Origin of the sequence: Ralstonia pickettii (genome assembly GCF_001699815.1) — a bacterium.
Lineage (GTDB): Bacteria > Pseudomonadota > Gammaproteobacteria > Burkholderiales > Burkholderiaceae > Ralstonia > Ralstonia thomasii.
The window spans coordinates 1-21,078 of sequence record NZ_MCGB01000039.1 but is presented as its reverse complement, the minus strand read 5'-3'; the positions used below and the strand labels follow the sequence as shown (position 1 = coordinate 21,078).

19 protein-coding genes and 1 pseudogene are annotated in these 21,078 nt (G+C 64.3%); 13 read left to right on the top strand and 7 right to left on the bottom strand.

The window, feature by feature from the left end:
* Positions 1–213: 213 nt before the first annotated feature.
* Both BEK68_RS06775 and BEK68_RS06770 read right to left on the bottom strand, forming a co-directional pair.
* Entirely contained in the window at positions 214–1,350 is a 1,137-nt protein-coding gene (locus BEK68_RS06775) for a PAS domain-containing sensor histidine kinase (protein ID WP_012436667.1), read from the bottom strand.
* A gap of 486 nt (positions 1,351–1,836) precedes the next feature.
* Positions 1,837–2,034: pseudogene (locus BEK68_RS06770) on the bottom strand (diguanylate cyclase); the annotation flags it as partial.
* Between the two features lie 252 nt (positions 2,035–2,286).
* Between BEK68_RS06770 and BEK68_RS06765 the strand changes: the two are divergent.
* Positions 2,287–2,886 (top strand): undecaprenyl-diphosphatase, encoded by a 600-nt coding sequence (locus BEK68_RS06765; protein ID WP_012436665.1) that lies wholly within the window; start codon positions 2,287–2,289, stop codon positions 2,884–2,886.
* Between the two features lie 6 nt (positions 2,887–2,892).
* Here the strand turns inward: BEK68_RS06765 and BEK68_RS06760 are convergent, their stop codons facing one another.
* Entirely contained in the window at positions 2,893–4,359 is a 1,467-nt protein-coding gene (locus BEK68_RS06760; RefSeq protein ID WP_012436664.1) for an MFS transporter, read from the bottom strand.
* 104 nt (positions 4,360–4,463) lie between these two features.
* Here BEK68_RS06760 and BEK68_RS06755 point away from each other — a divergent pair, with 104 nt between their 5' ends.
* The 4 genes from BEK68_RS06755 to BEK68_RS06740 all read left to right on the top strand — a co-directional run bounded on the left by BEK68_RS06755 (position 4,464) and on the right by BEK68_RS06740 (position 7,541).
* Entirely contained in the window at positions 4,464–5,072 is a 609-nt protein-coding gene (locus BEK68_RS06755) for a TetR/AcrR family transcriptional regulator (protein ID WP_012436663.1), read from the top strand.
* 344 nt (positions 5,073–5,416) lie between these two features.
* Complete coding sequence (locus BEK68_RS06750) at positions 5,417–5,800, top strand: hypothetical protein (protein ID WP_249262905.1); 384 nt, start codon at positions 5,417–5,419, stop codon at positions 5,798–5,800.
* A 19-nt stretch (positions 5,801–5,819) separates the two neighbouring features.
* Positions 5,820–6,740: a S1C family serine protease gene (locus tag BEK68_RS06745; RefSeq protein ID WP_012436661.1), complete on the top strand. Its 921-nt coding sequence runs from the start codon at positions 5,820–5,822 to the stop codon at positions 6,738–6,740.
* A 102-nt stretch (positions 6,741–6,842) separates the two neighbouring features.
* The gene (locus tag BEK68_RS06740; protein ID WP_004628787.1) at positions 6,843–7,541 is read left to right on the top strand and encodes a response regulator transcription factor; all 699 of its coding nucleotides are present in this window, start codon (positions 6,843–6,845) and stop codon (positions 7,539–7,541) included.
* Positions 7,542–7,623: 82 nt separating this feature from the next.
* On the opposite strand, the gene BEK68_RS06735 is transcribed toward BEK68_RS06740, so the two are convergent.
* Complete coding sequence (locus BEK68_RS06735) at positions 7,624–8,112, bottom strand: MarR family winged helix-turn-helix transcriptional regulator (protein ID WP_004628789.1); 489 nt, start codon at positions 8,110–8,112, stop codon at positions 7,624–7,626.
* Positions 8,113–8,394: 282 nt separating this feature from the next.
* On the opposite strand from BEK68_RS06735, the gene BEK68_RS06730 reads away from it, so the two are divergent.
* From BEK68_RS06730 to BEK68_RS06705, 6 genes are all read left to right on the top strand, one after another.
* On the top strand, positions 8,395–9,183 hold the full coding sequence (locus tag BEK68_RS06730) for an SDR family NAD(P)-dependent oxidoreductase (RefSeq protein WP_012436660.1): 789 nt from the start codon (positions 8,395–8,397) through the stop codon (positions 9,181–9,183).
* Positions 9,184–9,380: 197 nt separating this feature from the next.
* The gene (locus BEK68_RS06725) at positions 9,381–9,608 is read left to right on the top strand and encodes a hypothetical protein (RefSeq protein WP_004628794.1); all 228 of its coding nucleotides are present in this window, start codon (positions 9,381–9,383) and stop codon (positions 9,606–9,608) included.
* A gap of 120 nt (positions 9,609–9,728) precedes the next feature.
* A complete protein-coding gene (locus tag BEK68_RS06720; RefSeq protein ID WP_012436659.1) occupies positions 9,729–12,506 on the top strand; it encodes a polysaccharide deacetylase family protein in 2,778 nt (925 codons plus the stop codon).
* A 120-nt stretch (positions 12,507–12,626) separates the two neighbouring features.
* Positions 12,627–14,615 carry a methyl-accepting chemotaxis protein gene (locus tag BEK68_RS06715; RefSeq protein ID WP_012436658.1) on the top strand — a complete coding sequence of 663 codons (1,989 nt, stop codon included), beginning with the start codon at positions 12,627–12,629 and terminating at the stop codon, positions 14,613–14,615.
* A 141-nt stretch (positions 14,616–14,756) separates the two neighbouring features.
* Positions 14,757–15,341, top strand: coding sequence for a response regulator transcription factor (locus tag BEK68_RS06710; protein ID WP_004628799.1), 585 nt, complete (start codon positions 14,757–14,759; stop codon positions 15,339–15,341).
* Positions 15,342–15,736: 395 nt separating this feature from the next.
* Positions 15,737–16,897, top strand: coding sequence for a porin (locus tag BEK68_RS06705; protein WP_012436657.1), 1,161 nt, complete (start codon positions 15,737–15,739; stop codon positions 16,895–16,897).
* Between the two features lie 80 nt (positions 16,898–16,977).
* On the opposite strand, the gene BEK68_RS06700 is transcribed toward BEK68_RS06705, so the two are convergent.
* Complete coding sequence (locus tag BEK68_RS06700) at positions 16,978–17,790, bottom strand: ferritin-like domain-containing protein (RefSeq protein WP_012436656.1); 813 nt, start codon at positions 17,788–17,790, stop codon at positions 16,978–16,980.
* A gap of 230 nt (positions 17,791–18,020) precedes the next feature.
* Positions 18,021–18,752 carry a Crp/Fnr family transcriptional regulator gene (locus BEK68_RS06695; protein ID WP_012436655.1) on the bottom strand — a complete coding sequence of 244 codons (732 nt, stop codon included), beginning with the start codon at positions 18,750–18,752 and terminating at the stop codon, positions 18,021–18,023.
* A gap of 128 nt (positions 18,753–18,880) precedes the next feature.
* On the opposite strand from BEK68_RS06695, the gene BEK68_RS06690 reads away from it, so the two are divergent.
* Positions 18,881–19,510, top strand: a complete 630-nt coding sequence (locus BEK68_RS06690; RefSeq protein ID WP_012436654.1) for an HD domain-containing protein — start codon at positions 18,881–18,883, stop codon at positions 19,508–19,510.
* A gap of 9 nt (positions 19,511–19,519) precedes the next feature.
* Here BEK68_RS06690 and BEK68_RS06685 read toward each other — a convergent pair whose 3' ends face one another.
* On the bottom strand, positions 19,520–20,515 hold the full coding sequence (locus tag BEK68_RS06685; RefSeq protein WP_012436653.1) for a 2-hydroxyacid dehydrogenase: 996 nt from the start codon (positions 20,513–20,515) through the stop codon (positions 19,520–19,522).
* A gap of 142 nt (positions 20,516–20,657) precedes the next feature.
* Between BEK68_RS06685 and BEK68_RS06680 the strand changes: the two genes are divergently transcribed.
* The coding region (locus BEK68_RS06680) for an exonuclease domain-containing protein (RefSeq protein WP_249262904.1) at positions 20,658–21,078 on the top strand (421 nt) is incomplete at its 3' end.

Here is a 21,078-nt window from a genome sequence, read left to right as displayed (position 1 = left end):
TCTCGATAAAGGTCATTGCCATGGACGACTATTGCACGCTGTGCGGGCGGCGCGGGCATTCTGCGTCGCACTGCCCATGGGGTTCGTATATGCGAATCCGTCGCTGTTCTCCGGTCGTGTTGAAGAACGACCGTTCATTGACGTTTCTAAAATGCCCCACTTGATGCGCCACACGTAACGGGTGGGCTTTCCATTCGGTCGAGTGGAAGACGCCTACCGACCGGATGGCAAATCGAGCGCGATCGCTGTCCGCGGAATCGCAAGCTGGATGCGGTATCCGCCTTGCGGGAGCGGCCCCGCAGCGAAAGTCCCTCCCAGGCGGCGCACGCGCTCGCGGATGCCGGCGATCCCCGATGACGGCGGCCGCCCGGCTGCGGGTTTGGTGGAGTGCGTGACGACGGCGCCATCGTTGTGAATCGCCAGCTCGCAATTTGACCGGTCGCATCGGAGATCGACCACGACTTTCGTTGCCGACGTCGCATGCCGGGCAACGTTGGTCAGACCTTCCTGCACGATCCTGAACAGCGCGGTGGAGGCGGCGTCGTTGAACGCCACCGTATGCGTATTGCAGTTCAGTGCGACCCGCAGGCCGGTATGTTGTCCGAAATCGGTGACGAGCCAGTCGAGCGCGGGCAGCAGCCCCAGGTCGTCGAGCATGGTCGGCCGCAGGCCCGCGGCAAGACGCCGGACCGACGCGAGCGCGTGGTCAATAGCATGGCTCATCGCCAGTGTTCTTTCGCGCGCGTACGCCAGGGCTTCCGGCGTGGTGCTGTCATCTGCAAGCAGGGCGGTGATGATCATCTTCAGCGCAGTCAATTGCTGCCCGAGGTCATCATGAAGCTCGCGTGCAATACGCTTCTTTTCTTCTTCGCGAGTGGCTTCGACCCGGGATGCCAGCTCGCTCGCGTACTCGAGCTGCTTGAGCCGCTCGCGCTCGGTCAGGTCCCGGGTGACCTTGGCAAAGCCGATCAGGTCGCCGTCTTCATCCCGCAGGGCAGTGATCACCACGTTGGCCCAGAAGAGCGAGCCGTCCTTGCGGATGCGCCATCCTTCGTCTTCCCAGCGGCCAAGGGCGGCCGCGCGTTTGAGTTCTTCGCCCGGATGGTTCTGCGCAATTGCCTCGGCAGGATAGAAGACCGAGAAGTGTTGGCCGAGGATTTCGTCGGCGTGATAGCCCTTGATGCGTTGGGCACCGGCATTCCAACTGGCAATGTGACCTGTGGGATCCAGGAGGAAGATTGCATAGTCCTGTATCGCGTCGACCAAGGTGCGATAACGCTCCTCCACGGGCACGTGGGCGATGGCTGCATCGCTTGCCGGTTTTCGCAATCTGTCTGCGTTGGTATCCATATCAAGCCCCGTCGCAGCGGGTTCGGGCGTCTAAGGCAGGCCAGTTGGAGGCCGTTTTCCGAGCATCTACCCAAGAATATGATGCTGGAGGATGGCAATCAAAGGCACCGATCTGGAAGCGCGCTTGCGCGCATGGACATGGTCGCGATTGCCGCTGTGGATATGTGGATAAGCGCGTGAAGAACTTCAGGGACAACTGTGTTGGCTGCCCGGGGTCAGGTTGTCCGCAGCACGGGAATAACTTTGATGGTTGCCGAGAGGGTGGGGCGTGCCCTGCACGAGTCATCCACGCAACGGCACACACTGTCCGATGGGTTGTGCAATTCGCAAGCCGTTGACGCTAAAGCGTTTTCTGCAGCTATCCACAGAAACGGTCCACCGTTATCTACTACTACTATTTTTATATACAGAAGAAATAAAGAAGACAGCAAAGACGGGCAGGGCAAACGCTCACGGGTGCTTGATGTTTGATGTGCGTTACGTGAGCGCGCCCAGCAGAAACGCGGCGATGCTGGCCGTGGTGAACGCAGTCAGCGCGCACATCGGCATGAAGGGGTTGGTCGCAGGCCATTGCAGGCCTGCGCGTGGTGCAGCGACGCCCAGCGTCAACAAGATCAGCAGCGCAATCGCACCGGCAAACGTCGCCTGCCGGCGTGTGTCCCGCTGAATCAGACAAATTTCCATTCATCCCCGGGGTTCGAGACTGTGCGTGTCCGACCTGCCCGCGTGTCGGTGTGCCTACATCCTAGGGAGCGTCAGGCGGTGGGAAAAGCCTAGGCAATGATCCGGGCAAGGAGGAGATCGCTACGGCTGGCCTAAGTCGGGTGGCCTAGGCTTGCCCACAGGCCGGTTCCAAGGGAATTGAAGGGAATTTTTAGTAGTGTGGGTCCGGCATCTCACGGTTGTTGAACCCCCCGGGCCCTTGGCCAACGCTGTATGGAATCACTCAATCACACGCTGTTTCTTTGGATCAACGCGCCGGCCGACGCATCGGCTGCCACCGTCTGGCTGGCGATGGCCTTTGCCGAATACGCGATCTGGCTGGTGCCGCTCACGCTCGTCGCCGGCTGGCTGTGGGGTGAGCCCACCACGCGCAGGCAGGCACTGCAGACCGGCGTGGCTGCAGCGCTGGCGTTGTCGATCAACGTCGGCTTCGGCCTCGCGTGGTATCACCCCAGGCCGTTTGCGATTGAACTGGGCACGAATCTGCTGCCGCACGCGCCGGATTCGTCGTTCCCCAGCGACCACCTGACGGCGCTGTGGACCGTGGCATTCAGCCTGATGTGGAACGCACGCCTGCGCCGCGTGGGCGTGTTGCTGGCGCTTTTGGGCTTGCCCATGGCGTGGGCGCGCATCTACCTGGGCGTGCACTATCCGTTCGACATGCTGGGCGCGGCGGCTGTGTCGGCCCTGTGCGCATGGCTTTGCAGCGGGCGTGTGGCGTATACGCTGTCGGAGCCGCTGCACCGGCTGGGGCTGGCCTTGCATGGCGTGGTGCTGGCGCCCTGCGTGCGGCGCGGCTGGGTGCGCAAGTAAGCCCGCTCAGGCGTGACGGCGCCACGCGCGCCAGAACAGCACGAAGGACAGCACCGTCGCCGCCACGTTGTAGAGCGTGGCCAGCGCAAACGCGTGGCCGTAGTGCGCAGCGTGTGTTGCCGCTTCCGCCGCGACCGCGCCATCGGCCCCCTCCACCTGACCGAGCAGCGAGAACAGCAGCACGCCCACCACCGTCACGCCCACCGCATTGCCCACGGCCTGCATGGTCGTAACGGTACCGGCGCCCATGCCGGCCTGGGCTGTTTCCACGCCGCTCAGGATGGTGTTGAGCGACAGCGGAATCACCATGCCTTGCCCGAAGCCGTTGAGCATCAGCGGCAGGATCAGCCACGCAGTGCCCGCGCCCAGTTGCGCCATGGTGGCCAGGACAACCATGCCCACGGCGAAGATCGCTACGCCCAGCAACAAGGCGCGCTGCCCGATGCGTTCGGCCAGGCGGGGCGCCGTCAGCGAGCCCGTAAAGAAGGCGACGGCCGCCGGCGTGAACACCAGCCCCGCTGCCAACGCCGACAAGCCGCGCCCGAACTGCAGCAGGATCGTCAGCGCCAGGAAGTACGAACTGATGGCCGTGTAGAACAGAAAGATCGCCAGCACGCCCAGCACAAAGCTGCGGTTGCGGAACAGCGCCATCTCGATGATGGGGACGCGGCCCGCCGCCGACAGCGTCTGCTCCACCCGCACAAAGTGGCGGAAGACCAGCAGAGAAGCCAGCGGCACCGCCCACGACCACCACGGCCAGCCGGACTCGCGGCCCTGCATGATCGGCACCAGCAGCATTGCCAGCGCCACCGCGCCGGCCACGGCGCCGTGCACGTCCAATCGCGCGGCCACCGGCGCACGCGATTCCGCCACGGAGGCCCGCGCCGCCAGCAGCGCCGCAATGCCGATTGGCACGTTCACCAGGAATACCGCGCGCCAGCCCGACACGTTGGCCGCCAGCGGATGCGCGATCAGCCAGCCGCCGATGATTTGCGAGACCGACGCCGCCACGCCCTGCACGGCGCCCATGGTGCCGAATGCGCGGCGTCGCGCATCGCCGTCAAACAGTACGCGCAGCGAGGCCATCACCTGGGGCATGAGGATGGCCGCGCCCAGGCCTTGGCCGACACGCATGGCGATCAGCATCCACGGCGTGGTGGCCAGCCCGCACAGCGCAGATGCGAGCGTGAACAGCGCCATGCCTGCCAGAAACATGCGCTTGCGTCCGAACAGATCGCCCAGGCGCGCGCCGTTGAGCAGGAACACCGCATACGCCGCGCTGTAGCCGACCATCACGAGCTGGATTTCGGCAAAACTCGCATGCAGGCCGGCCCGGATGTCCGGAATCGCCACATTGACGATGAACAGGTCGAGAATGGTGACGAAGTTGCCGGTCAGCAGCGCCGCCAGCGCGGGCCAGTGCCGTTTGGCTGGCGAGGCAACGCTACCGGCGGAAAGGGATTCCGTTGACATGGGCGATCTCGGGTTATTAATATACGGTCGTACGTATACTAAAGGGCGATTGGCCCACGTCAAGGGTCGATTGTGTTGACCCCACTCATCGATAGGGCATTGCCATGAACAAAACCGACGGCCGCCGCCAGCGTGGCGAACGCGCGCGCGCCCAGGTGTTGGAGCACGCCACCGCCATCGCTTCCACCGATGGGCTGGAGGGCCTCACCATCGGCCGCTTGGCCACGGATGCAGGCGTGGGCAAGGGCAATATCCAGGTGCTCTTCGGCGACAAGGAAACGCTGCAGCTCTCCACGCTCGACGCGGGCGTGGTGCACTACCGCGAGAAGGTGGTGAAGCCCGCGCTGGCGCTGGAAAGCCCGCTTGCCCGCCTGCGGGCGCTGACCGACGGCTGGTTCGACTACGTGGCCAGCGGCGCATCGCCAGGCGGCTGCTTTGTCTGCGCGGCCAGCTACGAATACCGGGCCCGCCCGGGCGCGATCCAGGATCGTGTGCGCGGACACCGCGAGTCGGTGCGTGCGCGGTTTCGCGAGACGATTGCCGCGGCGCAGGCGGCCGGTGAATTGCGCGCGGATGTCGACGTCGATCAGCTCGTCTTTGAGATCGAATCGTTTCGCTCCAACGCCAACGTGGCGTTTCTGATGGGCGACATGGCGGTGTTCGAGCGCGCGCGCCGCAGCACGCAGGCGCGCATCGACGCGGCGCTGGCCTGAGCGCGGCTGACCCGCGGCCGACGCGCGCGCACAACGCTGGTACTCAGGTCAGTCCCTCTCCGTCACCTTTGGTTACACTTCAGCGGCATCGAGCGTGCGTGCCACTGCGCTCGAAGAAGGAAATGCCGATCTCAGAAAAGGTTGCCTTTGGGGGGGAGCGCATGACGCTCAGAATGACCGCCTCTTTGTTGGGAGGCGCTTTGTGGCTTGCGGGCTGCGCACAGCCGTATGTAGAACCGCCCGCGGGTGCCCGGACCGTGCCGGTTGAGTTTATACGGCCCGCCAGCGGCGCGGCCGCCGCATTGCTGGTATTCGATGACGCCCGCACATGCACGGGGCAACGCGTGGCAATTGCCACGAACCAGCCAGCGCGCTCCGTGCGTGTGCTGACCGACGTGCCGACGACCATGGCCGTGAACTTCGTGCGTCCGGCGGGGAACCTGACCTATTTCTGCTCGGTTGCGGTGAGTTTCGTTCCGCTGACGGGGCACCGTTACCAGTTGCGTTCGACTTACTCCGAAAGCGAGCGGGGCTGTCGGGCGGCACTCATCGAATCCAGCAATGGGCTGTCATGGCGCCCGGTGGCTGCGCGCTATCGGCAATGGGCAACGCAATCTGCTTGCCAGCCCTTGACCGACGCCGATATCGCGCACATGCGTGATCGCACCCGTTCGGAAGATGGATCGACCACGCTGAGCGACCTCAAAGATTTGCTGGTGCCCCAATGAGGCGGCCCGCTTGACTAACATGCATATCGTTCGACTGGTTTCACTGCTGGCTGCTGCCGTGGTCTGCGCCGGCGCTGCAGAGCGCGCGGTCGCGCTTGAGCCCGCAGCGGTCTTTGCCAAGGTCTCGCCTAGCGTCTGGGAGGTCCGCGTTGCGGGTTCGGACGGCCGGCCGCTGTCCATTGGCAGCGCAGTGGTCATTGCCGATGGTGTGGCGATTACGAACTGCCATGTGCTGCGCGGCGGCAAGCAAGTCTGGCTCAAACGCGGCAACGCAAGCTACGGTGCTCGCTTGCAGTATCCCGACGTGGAGCGCGACCTCTGTCAACTGCGGGTCGCGGATTTCCACGCGCCTGCAGTGACGCTTGCTCCGGGTAGCGCGCTCGTGACGGGGCAGAAGGTGTACGCAGTCGGCAATCCGCTGGGGCTGGAGCTGACGATCAGTGAGGGTTTGATCTCGTCATTGCGTACCGATGACGAAGGACGTCTCAAGAGCATCCAGACGTCTGCCCCAATCTCACAAGGGTCCAGCGGGGGCGGCCTGTTCGATGCGGACGGCCGATTGATTGGCATAACAGACCATCAAGTCGTGCTCACCATGGGGCAGAACCTGAACTTCGCGATTCCTGCGGACTGGATTGCCGATGTCCCTGCGCGCGGGCAGAAATCGCTGGCTCAGGCGACGGCTGCACCGGCCGCTTACGCATCGAGCGCGCAGGCGGCGCCACCAGGCCGCTCCGGCGAACTCGGGCGAAACCAACAGGCCGGCTTCGATATGTATCTGAAGAAAACGTGGCCGAAGATTTTTGTCGCCTCCGACGGCGATCACTACTCCTGGGCCGTAGGCCAGAACGCAGAATTTCGGGCGATGGCTTTCTGTACCGAGCGATGGGTCAATTGCCGCGTCTACGCCCGAGACGACACCATCGTCGAGGCCAAGTGACCACCGTTGCTACGCCGGAATGCTATTAAGATGTCGGCCTCTGCGGCATCTTGGGGCGCTCTTGTGCTGCGAGTAATCCCCGTCGAATAGGAACCTGCCAACATGAATTGGACCGCGACCCGGCCGATCCGCGTGATCGTGCTCGATGACCATGCGGTTGTCCGCCATGGTCTGGCTGCGCGCCTGAAACAGGAGGCCGACATCGAGGTTTCCGGCATGTTCGCCTCGGGTCGCGAAATCGTGCAGGCACTCAAAGACAAAAGCCTTGAGGTGGATGTCCTGCTGATGGACTACTCGCTCGGACCCACCGAGATTGACGGGCTGAACCTGATCCGCCTGATCCGCGTGCGCTATCCGGACTTGAAGATCCTGGTGGCGTCGGCGCATCACAACATGGCGACGGTGGGCATGGTCATGCATGCCGGCGCACGCGGTTTTGTCGGCAAGGAAGAGGATCTGTCGGAATTGGTACGCGCCATCCGCACGGTGGCCGCGGGCGGCAAGCGCCTGAATGCCGCGCTGGCTGCCGAGATGGAGCGCGATGCGCTTTCCGCCGATGCGCCCGCGCCCGTCACCAATGGCACCAAGCTGTCCGCCCTGATCGACCGCTCCGAACTCAGCCCGCGCGAGCGCGAGGTACTGCGCTGCTGCCTGGACGGCATGTCGGTCACGGACATTGCCGAGAAATTTGCGCGCAGCATCAAGACGATCAGCTCGCAAAAGCAATCGGCCTATCGCAAGCTGGGTATTCGCACCGATACCGAGCTGTTCAAGATCAAGCACGAGCTTGAGGGGCAGTGAGCGCTAAGCGGCACCCGCCCGAGCCCCAGCGCACCGGCAACGCTGTCGGCTGAGACTGCCCAACCGAAAACGCCTGATCCGATCAGGCGTTGTGCAGCACGCGCAACAGCAGGTTTTCCAACTGCTTGACCTCGGTTTGCGAAAACCCGCGCAGCAGGTGGTTCAGCACGTCGATGATTAGCGGCCGGATTTCCGGATAGAGCGCGCGGCCCTGCTCGGTGAGCGAGACCACCACCGAGCGGCGGTCCGCATCGCTGGGCGCGCGCTTGACGATGTTCTTCTTCTCCAGCCGATCGATCAGCCGCGTCATCGCGCCCGGATCGTAGTGCAGCAGGCGCGAGAGTTCGGCCGGCGTGGTGGCCAGGTCTTCGGCCAGGTAGATGACGACCGTCCATTGCGCGGCTGTCAAGTCCAGCGATGCCAGGGCACTGTCGATATGCGTCACCAACGCGTGTCGGACCCGGTGCACGAGCCTACCGATGTTGGTATCGCGGTCCATGGTGTCAAGCTGGTAGGCGCCTTCACTGGTGCTGGTGTCGGCGGCCTCAGGTGTCTGTACGTCGATGCTCATGGTCGTGCTCCCCGTTCTGCCGGTGATCCGGCTTGTAAGGCGCGCCGCGTTCCCGTAACGCTGGGCGTACTTCATTGCACACTAATCGTCGCTTGCCCAGGCCGTCAAGCCGGGATCGATACCAACGCCGATCGTCAAATCTCGTTGGATACCGCTGCAAAACGATTGCGGCTGCCAAGGGGCGAGGCGGTTCGTATCATGGTTGAAACGTCGACGCCGTGACCAACTTGCACCATGTGGCGCGGCGTGCTCGTCCTCCTCCATTTTCCTTTTTTGAATGCCATGAACCTCCACCTTCAGAACAAGCTCGCTCTCGTGACCGGCTCGACCAAGGGCATCGGTCATGCCATTGCTGTAGCACTGGCCGCCGAAGGCGCCCGCGTGATCGTCAACGGCCGTACCCAAGCGTCCGTGGACGACGCGATTGCACGCCTGCGCACCGAAGTGCCCGACGCCCAGGTCGAGGGCTTTGCCGGTGACCTGTCCGATCCGGGCCAGGTCGACGCGCTGCTCGGCCGCTTTCCCAAGGTCGACATCCTCATCAACAACCTCGGTATCTTCGACCCCAAGCCGTTCGAGGAAATCGACGACGCCGAGTGGCAGCACTTCTTCAACGTGAACGTGCTGAGCGGCGCGCGGCTGTCGCGCGCCTACCTGCCTGGTATGCGTGCACAGAACTGGGGACGCATCGTGTTCATCAGCAGCGAGAGTGGCGTGCAGATTCCGGTGGAGATGATCCACTACGGTGTCACGAAGACCGCGCTGCTGGGCCTCTCGCGCGGATTGGCCGAGTTGACCGCGGGCACGGCCATCACGGTGAATGCCGTGCTGCCGGGGCCGACGCGTTCCGAAGGCGTAGACGCGTTTGTCGAAAAGCTCTCGGGCGGGCAGAGCTTCGAAGCGTTCGAGAAAACCTTCTTCGAGACGGCGCGGCCGACCTCGCTCATCAAGCGCTTTGCCACCACGCAGGAAGTCGCCAACCTGGTTGCCTACGTGGCCAGCCCGCTGTCGTCGGCCACCACGGGCGCTGCGCTGCGTGTGGACGGCGGCGTGGTGAAGTCGGCGTTCTAGAACGTCAGCCCTGACGAACGCACCATTCCGGCGCGCGGCCCCGGCTTTTACGCTGGCCGTGTCGCTGGTGCATGCCGGCGGGACCCGCCGGCAGTGCGTCTGTTCGCCCGTATCGTTGAGAACGCAGACCAGGCAGACCGCGCGTGTCCTTGCCCGTGCGCCGGCGGCATTCCTTCCACATCTTCGGAGTGATTGCCATGTCCCACTGCAAAGTCTACGGAACCAAACCTGATAACGGCCCGGGTCAACTGGCGGCCCAGGCCGCACGCGATCGCGTCAACCAGGCGCATGGCACCTGGGCTGTCACGCTGGCCTACGACAGCGGCTCGACAACTGTTGTCTACACGTCGGCTGTCGCCAGCGTCGACGACCTGGAGAAGGCGTTCGAAGCGGAATTCCCGCACTACACGGTGGTCGGTTACTGAGCCGGGTTCCCGCCATGTGCCCCCAAGGGGCATCGCGGCGGGCACGCCCCGGCCCACAAACATTGCAATCGGATGGCCGCCCGGCACAATGCATGTCGGACAGACTTTTCGAGGACCGGGATGCAGGACACGCAGGCAAAGGGCAGCAAGTTATCGTGGCGGTGGCCGATGTGGCCGATGTGGCCGATGTGGCTGGGTGCCGTGGCGTTGGCGCTCGGCGTTGCGAACGTTCGTGCACAGCAGCCGACGACGTCCGCTTCGGCAGAGCCGCAGATCGCCTTCTACTACGGCCGCGATGTCCCCGTCGCTGAACTGCAAGCCTTCGACTGGGTCGTGCTGGAGCCGGCCACGGCCGGCAGCTTCGATCCGAAGCAACCATCGCCCACGCTCTGGTTCGCTCGCGTGGACCTGACGCAGCAGACCGACGCAATGCGCACAAGCGCCTGGCCTGCCAACGTGATCGACCAGGTCTTTGCGCCGCTGCTCGCGCAGGGCTACGCGGGCTTCCTGCTGGATGGGCTGGACGCGCTCCAGCGCGGCGCGCCCGATGCCGCCAATGCCGTTGCGGCACTGGTCCAGGCGTTGCATGCGCGTGCACCGCAGACCAGGCTGCTGGCCGGCGGCACGGCGTGGCTTGAGACGCTCGCGCCGCAGTTGTCCGGCGTGGTGACGGCCGGGCTGGTGCGCGAGCGCACCGGCGGGGAAGGCTTGCAAGAGGTGACCGATGCCGACCGCGCCGCACGCGTTGCCACGCTGCGCAAGATCGGTGCGCAGTACCGCATACCCGCCGTCGCACTTGATTACTGCCCCAACTACAACCGTACCTGTCTGCGTGAGACCGCCAATATGGCGCGCGCTGCAGGCGTGACCAGCTACGCCACCACGCCCGGCGCCGACTTCATCGGCATCGGCCGGCTGGAAGTGATGCCGCGCCGTGTCCTGCTGGTCGAACCCCAGGAGCCCGGCACCAGCCGCAACACCGCGCCATCGGTGCTCTATCTGGCCATGCCCATCAACTATCTCGGCTATCGCACCGAATTTGCCGACGCCAACAAGCCGTTGCCGGCCGTGACGCCCGACCGCTATGCCGGCGTCGTCACCTGGTTCGACGGCAACGCATCGCGACCGGGCACGTGGTCATCGTGGCTCAGGCGCACGATGGGCGCCGGTGTTCGCGTGGCGATGTTCAACCAGTTCGGGCTGAACATGGATGCCACCACGGCGCGGATGCTGGATCTACAGACCGTGCCCGGCACGCCGGCGGGGCCGCTTGACATTGTTTTGCGCGATCCCATGGTGGGCTTCGAGTTGCAGCCTCATCCCGACCGGCGCATGGCCGTGGGGGTGAAGGTCGACCCCAGCGTCGCGGGGGCGCAGTCGCTGCTGCGGCTCTCCGCCGGCAGTTACGCCTACGATGCGGCGGCCATCATGCCGTGGGGCGGCTATGTGCTGCAGCCGTTTGGCGTCTTCCGCATGCCCGATGTCGACCAGGCGCGCTGGGTGATCCAGCCGCTCGATTTTCTGCGCCGCGCGCTGCAACTGCCCGCCATGCCCGTGCCAGATACCACGACGGAGAACGGCCGCCGATTGATGACCGTTCATATCGACGGCGACGGATTCGCCTCCCGCACTGAGTTTCCACCGAGCGAGTTCTCCGGCCAGGCATTGCTGCGCGAGATCCTCGATCGCTACAAGGTGCCGACCACCGTGTCGATCATCGAGGGCGAGGTGGCGGTCGACGGCGTGTACCCGAAGCTCACGCCGCAGCTCGAGCCGATCGCGCGCACCCTCTTTGCGCAGCCCTACGTGGAGCTGGCCAGCCATACGTTCTCGCACCCGTTCAACTGGCTGCGCACCACCAACCCGCCCGATCCGGCCTCCGCCGCCACGGCCGAAGGCACCGACACCGCCTTCTCGTTGAACATTCCGAATTACCGCTTCAGCTTCGATCGCGAGATCGCGGGCTCCATCCACTACATCAACACCAAGCTCGCCCCGCCAGGCAAGCAGGTGAAGGTGCTGCTGTGGAGCGGCAACGGCCAGGTGCCGCCGATTGCCGTGCAAAAGACCGTCGAGGCCGGTGTGCTGAACATGAACGGCGGCGACACCTACATCACGCGCTCCAACCCGAGCTGGACCGCCGTGGCGCCGCTGGGCGTAGACAAAGGCGATGGCCTCTTCCAGGTATTTGCGCCCGACCAGAACGAGAACATCTACACCAACCTCTGGCACGGCCCGTATTACGGTTTCTCGCGGGCCATCGAAACGTTCGAGCTGACCGAAAAGCCTTACCGCTTCAAGCCAATCGGCATTTACTACCACATGTATTCGGGCACCAAGCTGGCCTCGGTGACGGCTCTGCGGCAGGTGTATGACTGGGCTGTCGCGCAGCCGGTCATGCCGGTCTACGCGTCGGACTACATTCGCAAGGTGCTCGATTTCCGCACCTACGCTGTAGCCCGCGACGGCGATGCCTGGGTCGTGCGCGGCAATGGCGACCTGCGGACCGTGCGCTGGGCCGGACCCGGCGTGCCACGCCTTGCCGATGCACGCGACGTGGCCGGCTACGCTGCGGGCCCGGGGGGAACCTATATCCATCTGGCCAGTGGTTCGGCGCGCTTCGCGCTAGAGAACACCACGCCAACGCAGCCCTACGTGCGCGAGGCCAGCGGCCGGTTGTCGAACTGGCGGCGCAGTGCGGATGGCCGCTCGCTGTCGGTCGATGTTGCCGGCTATACGCGACCGTTCATCCGCTTTGCCAATGCAACCCGTTGCCGGGCGACCGTGGACGGCCGCGACGTGACCGCCGTGCACGGGGCTGACTGGCGTATCGAACTGGGGGCGGGCAACCCCGCCAGGCTCACGCCTCAGCACGTCGAGCTGACCTGCGACAGATGACGTCCGAGATTGCGGAAACTCGTCTGGTCTGCCAGACATAAGGGGCTGCAAAACGTTTGCGCTCAAGCTTTTCTGGGTTGATCCGTTGTTAACTTGACTGACGACCCCCAGGAAAAAAGCATGAGAGCGTCTGCGCCCCTTTCTGAGGTTTCACAACCTCCAACAAGCCTCGGTACCAGGCTGGCGGTGATTGGCCTGATCGCCCTGGTGCTCGTGTTCGGCATGTTTGCCTTGGCGAACTCGCAATCGAGCCTGCGCATGCTGGAGGCCAATACACAATCGGCCATGCATAACCAGGAGGCCGCCATGCGCGACATGATCGGCCTGTTCGACGGCACCATGCGCACCGAGGCCGACCGCTTCCTGACCGCTTTTGCCGACGCCGCGCCCGGGCCGTACAGCGTAGATCCGGCGCAGACCGTTGAAGTGGCCGGCAAGCCGACGCCCACGTTCAAGAGCGGTGACACGGTGCTGAACCTCAACTTCACCGTGCCGGACCAGTTCTTCGCGCGCACCGGCGGCACGATCGCCACCGTGTTTGCCCGGACCGGCGACGATTTCGTGCGCGTGACCACTTCGCTCAAGAAGGAAAACGGCGAACGCGCGATCGGCACGCTGCTTGATCGCGCCCACCCGAGCTACAAGGCGCTGATGGCCGGCGAGCCGTTCCGCGGCCTGGCCTGGCTGTTTGGCGCGCCCTACATGAGCAAGTACGAACCCGTGCGCGATGCCTCGGGCAAGGTCATCGGCGCGCTCTACGTAGGTGTGGACGTGCGCTCGGAACTGGCGCTGCTCAAGGACAAAATCCGCTCGCACGGCATCGGCAAGACGGGCGGCTATTTCGTTATCGACGGCAAGCCCGGCGCAGACCAGGGCAAGGTGCTGATCGACCACACGCAAGACCGCGAAGGCAAGAACCTGCTCGACGCCAAGGACTCGGCCGGCCAGGCCTGGGTGCGCGAGATGATCGCGCGCAAGGACGGCACGTTGCGCCACACGCTGGCCGACACGGAAGCTGGCACCGCGCGCGAGCGCCTGACCGTCTTCACCCAATACCCGGATTGGCAACTGGTGATTGCCGGTACGGCCTATGTGGATGAACTGGACGCCGATCTGGTGGCTGCCCGCAACCGCTTTCTGCTGTTGGGTCTGGCACTCGGCGCGCTGCTGGCCGGCGGCCTGTACTGGATGCTGCGCCGTACCGTGAGCACGCCGCTGGCCGAGGTGGTGAACGTCGCGCAGCGTGTGGCTGCGGGCGATCTCACGCACCGCCTGCCCACCACGCGCAGCGATGAAATCGGCCAGGTCATGCGCGCCGTCAATGGCGTTGGCGACGGCCTTTCGGGCATCGTCGACAAGGTGCGCGCCAGCGCCTCGACCATCGCGTCGAGCACGGGCCAGATCGCCGCCGGCAACGCCGATCTTTCCGCGCGTACCGAAGCGCAGGCCGGCAACCTTGAGCGCACCGCATCGAGCATCGAACAACTGGCCGCCACCGTGCGCCAGAACGCCGAGAGCGCGCACCACGCGCACGACATGGTGCAATCCGCCAGCGAGGCGGCCAACGCAGGCGGGCAGACCGTGGAGCGGCTGGTCGGCACCATGTCGGGCATCCATGCCACGGCGCAGAAGATCGCCGACATCACCGGCATCATCGACGGCATCGCGTTCCAGACGAACATCCTGGCGCTGAACGCCGCCGTGGAAGCCGCCCGCGCAGGCGAACAGGGCCGCGGCTTCGCTGTCGTCGCCGGCGAGGTGCGCAGCCTCGCCCAGCGCAGTGCAGCCGCCGCCAAGGAGATCAAGGAACTGATCAGTCGCTCGGTCGAAGAAGTGCAGGCCGGCAATGAAGCCGCCCGCGGCGCCGGTGACGCCATGCAGGACATCGTGACGCGCGTGGAGCGCATCGCCGGCCTGATGGGCGAGATCAGCCACGCGTCGCGCGAGCAGTCGCAAGGCATCGAAGAGGTCAACCACGCGGTCACGGCGATGGACGAGGTGACGCAGCAGAACGCTGCGTTGGTCGAAGAAGCTGCCGCTGCGGCCGAAAGCCTGCGCCAGCAAGCCCAGGAACTGCGCGGCGCGGTGGACGTGTTCCGGCTCGCCTGAAGCGGCAAGATGTCATGAACTAATGATGTGGTGTAGCAATCGGTACAAGGATTGACTGGCAATCGTGCAAACTTGTACCGCGCGGAACCTGATCCGCACCGGTGACTCGCAACATGGAACCCCGCTCAGTCACCGCCCGCCATGTCCGCCACAGAACCAACCTTCCATTCGGTCGTTGCCATCGACGACCACCCGATCGTCCTCGAATCCATTCAAGCCTTGCTTGCCGGATCGCCGCATCTCCAGCTTGTCGCCACAGCGGCCGATGGCGCGCAGGGGCTGCAGTTGATCCGCTCCGCGCGCCCTAAGCTCGCCATCGTTGATATCAATCTGCCAAATCTGGACGGGCTGGAACTCGTGCGTCGCGTGCGCGCGCAGCGCCGCGATATTGGCCTAGTCGTCACGTCTGCCCAGACCACCGGCAACGAGGCACGGCTCGCTTTCCTGGCGGGCGCCAACGCCTACGTGCCGAAATCGGAAGCGACCTCTGTGCTGACGGCGGCACTGTTGCTGGCGGCACGCGGCTATCTCTCGTTTCCCGCCTCTGCGATGGGGCCATCGGAAGGCGCTGGGCTTGCCACGCTTACCCAGCGCGAAATGCGTGTGAACCAACTGCTGGCCGAAGGCCATCGGAACACAGAGATCGCCAAGCGCCTCGGCATCTCGCCCAAGACGGTGTCCACGTTCAAGCATCGCATCTTGAGGAAGGTCGGACTTCCCGCCTGACCCATCGGCGCAATTGACAGGCAAAAAAAGAGACCGCTGTTTAAGGCGGTCTCTTAAAGTCGATGTGAAGCTGTGAAACTGTCATTCAAGCTTCGGGCCGAATCATAATCGAAAATCCGCACGTGCTAATACTTTAATTTTTATCATCGCTTGGATGATTTTTCTGATGCAATGGATTACGTCGCGTAAGCCATGGGATTGCCTTCTCGTAAGCCATGCTTACGGTTCTCGAACTGTGATAGCAAGGTGTTGATTCATATGATTAATTTCGCTGCAAATGCTTGGGTTTCATATTTACCACAGGCTGTTTTTGAAATTGGTGAAGATGAGAAACCGGAATACATAATGGCCGCCGATCGCAAATCCTCGCGATAGTGTTTTTCAAGGAAGACGATATGAAGATCAAGCTGTTTGCGGCCGCTGCTGCCGCCCTGGTTTCGGCTGGCGCCTTCGCTCAATCGAGCGTGACGATGTACGGTGTGGTCGATGCCGGCGTTGAGTGGGTCAACAAGGCGCCGAATGCTGCTCGCACGGAAGGCAACTCCCGCGTCGGCATGCAGTCGGGCAACATGTCCGGCTCGCGTTGGGGTCTGCGCGGCGTTGAAGACCTGGGCGGTGGCCTGAAGGGCGTCTTCAACCTGGAAAGCGGCTTCGACATCGACGACGGCCGTTCGGCGCAAGGTAACCGCCTGTTCGGTCGCGCTGCCTACGTCGGACTGCAGGGCCAGTGGGGCCAACTGACCTTGGGCCGCCAGCAGAACCTGCTGTACGACTTCGCGCTGCAATACGACCCGATGGCGATCGCCTCGCGCTATTCAATCGCTTCGCAAGATGCCTACTTGGCTGGCCGTGCTGATAACGCGGTCAAGTACGTCGGTACCTTCGGCGGCCTGACGGCATCGGCGCTATACGCGTTCAATCGTGACGGCAACGAGCAAGCTGGCATGACGAAATTGGGCCGTGAGTGGAGCGCCGGCCTGAACTATGCCACCGGCCCGTTCGCGGTCGGTGCGGTGTATGACCAGTCGAATGGCGCTAGCAATGCCTTCTTCACCAACGGTTTCATGGCGGACCTGAAGGAGCAGCGTGCCACCATCGGTGGAACCTACGCTGTCGGCCCTGCCAAGTTTTATGCAGGCTACCGCTGGTACAAGATGAGCCATGACCTGGGCTCGACCGGTGTCAATGGCGACCTGCGTTCGAACCTGTACTGGCTTGGCGCCGGCTATCAAGCGACGCCCGCGCTGACGCTGACCGGTACCGCCTACTACCAGACATTCAAGAACGGCGAATTGCTGGGTGCTCTGGCGAGCAACGATGCGAATACCAACGTCGGCAATCCTTGGCTGTTCGTGGTCGGGGCTGACTATGCCTTGTCCAAGCGCACCGATGCGTACATGAACGTGGCCTATGCCAAGAACAGCCGCAGCTCGATTCTGGGCGTCGCGGGCATCAATGGCACCTCGTCGAATCTTTCGACGCTGCAATCGAACCAGAACCAAGTGTTCGATGGCAACCAACTGGGCGCCGTGGTCGGTATCCGCCACAAGTTCTAATCGGCATTCTGTCGGCTAGATATAAAAAACCCGGGCTTCAACCCGGGTTTTTTGTTGGCGCCTCCTTCGTGCGCGGCGATCTAGTGCAGCATCACGCGCCGCACCACGGCCACCAGGGGTGGCCGGATCGAGCGCTCGAAGCCCGGGCGCAGGTGCAGCGGCTTGAGCAGCATCTTGGCGGCCATGTCGAGCGGCAGATAGGAGCGCACCAGCGCGCTGACGCGCGAGTTCAGGGCGCGCACATCGGCGTCAGGCACATCTTCCTGGCCGCGCTCGATGCGCAGCACATTGCGCAGCGCGATCATCGAATCTTCATTCTTGATTTCACGCAGGCGGGAGGCGAGCGCCCTGAGCACGCGCGCGCGGCCCACCCCCTCGCTTGCGTTGCACTCGTTGAAGAATCGCAGGAAGTGTTTGTAATGCCGGACTTCATCGGCCGAGATGCGGCTGGCGAGGTCGCGCAGCACCGGTTCATCGGCTTCAGCCGCTGCCTGTGCGATGGCGCGATAGAAGGTCGCCGTGCCCATTTCGACGACACAGCGCGCGACCATTTCCAGCGCCTGCGTGGGCTCGAACTGGTCGACCGAACAGGTGACCGAGTATTCCTCGAAGAAGCGGGCGTAGCCGCGCTCCCAGTCGAACTCGGGCCAGACGGTTTCAACGTAGCGGCGCAACGCGCGACCGTGCTGCAGCTCTTCGCGTTCCCAATGATGGGTCAGCCAATGCGCGGTTTCGGGCCGATCGGCGTAGTACTGAGCGAGGTTGCCGGCGTAGAGGTCGGAGCCGCTCTCGACAAACGAGGCACTCGCAACCAGGTAGAACAGGGTGCGGTTTTCGCGCACGCGCGCAACGTCGATGCTGTCGTAGCCGATCTCTTGGATCGACCACGGCATGCGCTCGCTCGCAGATGGCGTTTCCAGACGAACCTGTGACAAGGCGTTTCCTCCGTCGGCAATCTCGCAAAAAGCGGGCCGCCTCTCTTATGAGAATGAAACATCACGTCCCATCTTTCAAGACAGATGTGCGCTTGCAAAGGTTCCGAAAAGCAATCTTGTGTCCACAAAGTGCCGAATGCGTCATGGCAATTGCGTCACCTCGGGACGCGACGCAGCGTTAGGCACGATCAGGAAGCGTGCGCGTCCATCAGCATCCGCAAAGCTGCCGCGTCGACGATCTCGACTGTCCGGTAATGGCAGCGGATCCAGCCTGCACGCTGCCAGGCCTGCAGGTACTTCGAGATCGTCTGTCGCGAGCGTGCCAGCATGCGGCCGAGTTCTTCATTGCTGGCGGCCACGGTGCGGCCATCACCGGCGCGGGCGAGCTGCAGCAGGCGTTGGGCAAGGCGCGCATCGGCGGGCATTTCGCTGGCGTGCTCGAACTCGTCGAAGATCAGGCGGATGCGCTGGCAGAGCTGCTGCATTAGCGCCCACATGCCGGCCGGGTAGGCTGACACCACACGCGCAAACGCCGCGCTGCCCAGCAGGACGAGCGTGGTCGGCCCCTGCGCATGGGCGCTGTGCGTGCGGCCGCCGCCGTCGATGAGCGCGATCTCGCCAAACCATTCGCCCGCGCGCAGCACGCCGTAGACGAGTTCGCTGCCGCCGTCGGTTGTCCGGCTGATGCGCACGCGGCCGCGCATGATCAGGAACATGCCCTGGGCGGGGCCGCCGTGCGGGTGGACGCATTCGCCGTCGGGGTAGGTGATCACACGCGCGGTGGGCGCAATCTCGGCCAGCAGGTCGGCGGGGGCGTCGCGCAGCCAGCCCTGCGCGAGTTGCGAGGGCGTGGGAGCAGGGGCGGTATGAGAGGCGTCTGCGGGCATGGCGGCAGGATGCGGCGAGGGCAGTCCGATCATTGTCAAACGCTTGACAGTCTGCACGCAAGCGCCGGGCAGAGAATGGTCGGCTAGCCGCGCATCCAGCCATTCAAGAACTACGACGCGGCACCAACGCGACCATTCCGGCGATGAAGGAGACACCCCCAATGACCGATCCAAAGCACACCGCCCCGCGCGCGGCGTTTTCTCACATGGAGCAGGGCACGCGCGAGGACTGGGCCGCCATCTCGGCGGAATTCATGCCGTTTGCCCGCGCCCTGCCCGACCGCGTGCTCGCGCACCTGAAGCTGCTCGACGGCGATTGCGGCGGCTTCCCGATCGACCGTCTCGCGCACTCGCTGCAAACCGCCACGCTCGCCCACCGCGATGGCCGCGACGAGGAATACGTGGTCTGCGCGCTGCTGCACGACATTGGCGACACGCTGGGCAGCTTCAACCACCCGGACATCGCTGCGGCGATCCTCAAGCCGTTCGTGAGCCCCGAAAACCTGTGGATGGTCGAGAAACACGGCATCTTCCAGGGCTACTACTTCTTCCACCACCTGGGGCTCGACCGCAACCTGCGCGAGCAGTACCGCAGCCAGCCTGAGCTGTTCGAGCGCACGGCCGAGTTCTGCGCCAAGTACGACGCCGCGGCCTTCATGCCCGACTACGACAACCTGCCGCTCTCGTTCTTCGAGCCGATGGTGCGACGCGTGCTGGCCAAGCCACGCAACTCCATCTACGTGAAGGAAGGCGAAAGCGAACTGTCGCAGCCGAAAGCCGCGGCAGCTTGATCGGCCGGCCTAAGCCTTCACCACATTGACGGGTGCACCTGCCGCCCACGCCGCCACGTTGGCGAGCGTGGTGTCGGCAATGCCCGCCAGCGCCTCGCGCGTGAAAAACGCCTGATGCGCGGTGACGATGACGTTGGGAAAGCTCAGCAGGCGCGCCAGCACGTCGTCCTGCAGCACGTCGGCGGAGCGGTCTTCGAAGAACAGATCGGCCTCTTCTTCGTAGACATCCAGCCCGAGGTGGCCGAGCTGGCCGGTCTTGAGGGCGTCGATCAGCGCGGGGCTGTCGACCAGGCCGCCGCGGCTCGTGTTGATGAGCATCGCGCCCGGCTTCATGCTGGCCAGAGCGCTGGCGTCGATCAGGTGATGTGTGCCAGCGTTGAGCGGACAGTGCAGGCTGACGATATCGGCCTGCGCCAGCAATTCCGGTAGCGGTACGTAACGCACGCCCAGGGGCGCCAGCGAGGCTTGCGGAAACGGATCGAATGCCAGCAACTGGCAGCCGAAGCCGGCCATGATGCGCGCGAACACCTGTCCAATCTGCCCGGTGCCGATCACGCCGACGATCTTGCCCGCGAGGTCGAAGCCGAGCAATCCATCCAGCGAGAAGTCGCCTTCGCGCGTGCGATTGCAGGCGCGGTGCAGCCGCCGGTTGAGCGTGAGAATCATGCCGACCGCATGCTCGGCCACCGCGTGTGGCGAATACGCCGGCACGCGCACCACCGTCAGCCCCAGACGCTGGGCGGCCGGCAGATCGACGTGGTTGAAACCCGCCGAGCGCAGCGCGATCAGCCGCGTGCCGCCCGCAGCCAGCGCTTCGAGCACTTCCGCGCTGAGGGAATCATTCACGAACGGGCACACCACCTCAAAGCCGGCGGCAAGAGACGCCGTTTGCGCGTCGAGGTGCGCACGCTGGAAGACAAGGTCGAAGCTGTGGCCGCCGCGCGCGAGTGAGGCGCGGAAGCTGTCTTCGTCGTAACGGTGGCTGCTGAAGAAAAGGATGCGCATGGGGGTGGCTCGGGCGCGTCGGCGCGTCAGTGAAGGTGGGCAACGGCGTTAGCTTACTCTCGCGCCACCCCGGGTTTGCGCGGCCCTGGCGGCAGGCTGTTAGCATGCCGGCATCTTCAGTGTTTTCCAGCGAGCCGCTGCCTTGCCTGTCACTCCCACCTTTCTCTGGCACGACTACGAAACCTTCGGCGCCGTGCCGCGCCGTGATCGCCCGGCGCAGTTTGCGGGCATCCGCACCGATGCCGAGCTGAACGAGATTGGCGAGCCGGTCGAACTGTTCTGCCAGCCTTCCAACGACTGGCTGCCCGATCCGGTGTCGTGCCTCATCACCGGCATCACGCCGCAGCAGTGCGCCCGGCAAGGCATTCCGGAATACCGTTTCGCGCAGGCCATCGAGCGCGAACTGGGCACGCCCGGCACCATCGGCGTAGGCTACAACACCATCCGCTTCGACGACGAAGTCACACGCCACCTGTTCTGGCGCAACCTGATCGACCCATACGCCCGCGAGTGGCAGAACGAATGCGGGCGGTGGGATCTGCTCGACGTGGTGCGCACCACGT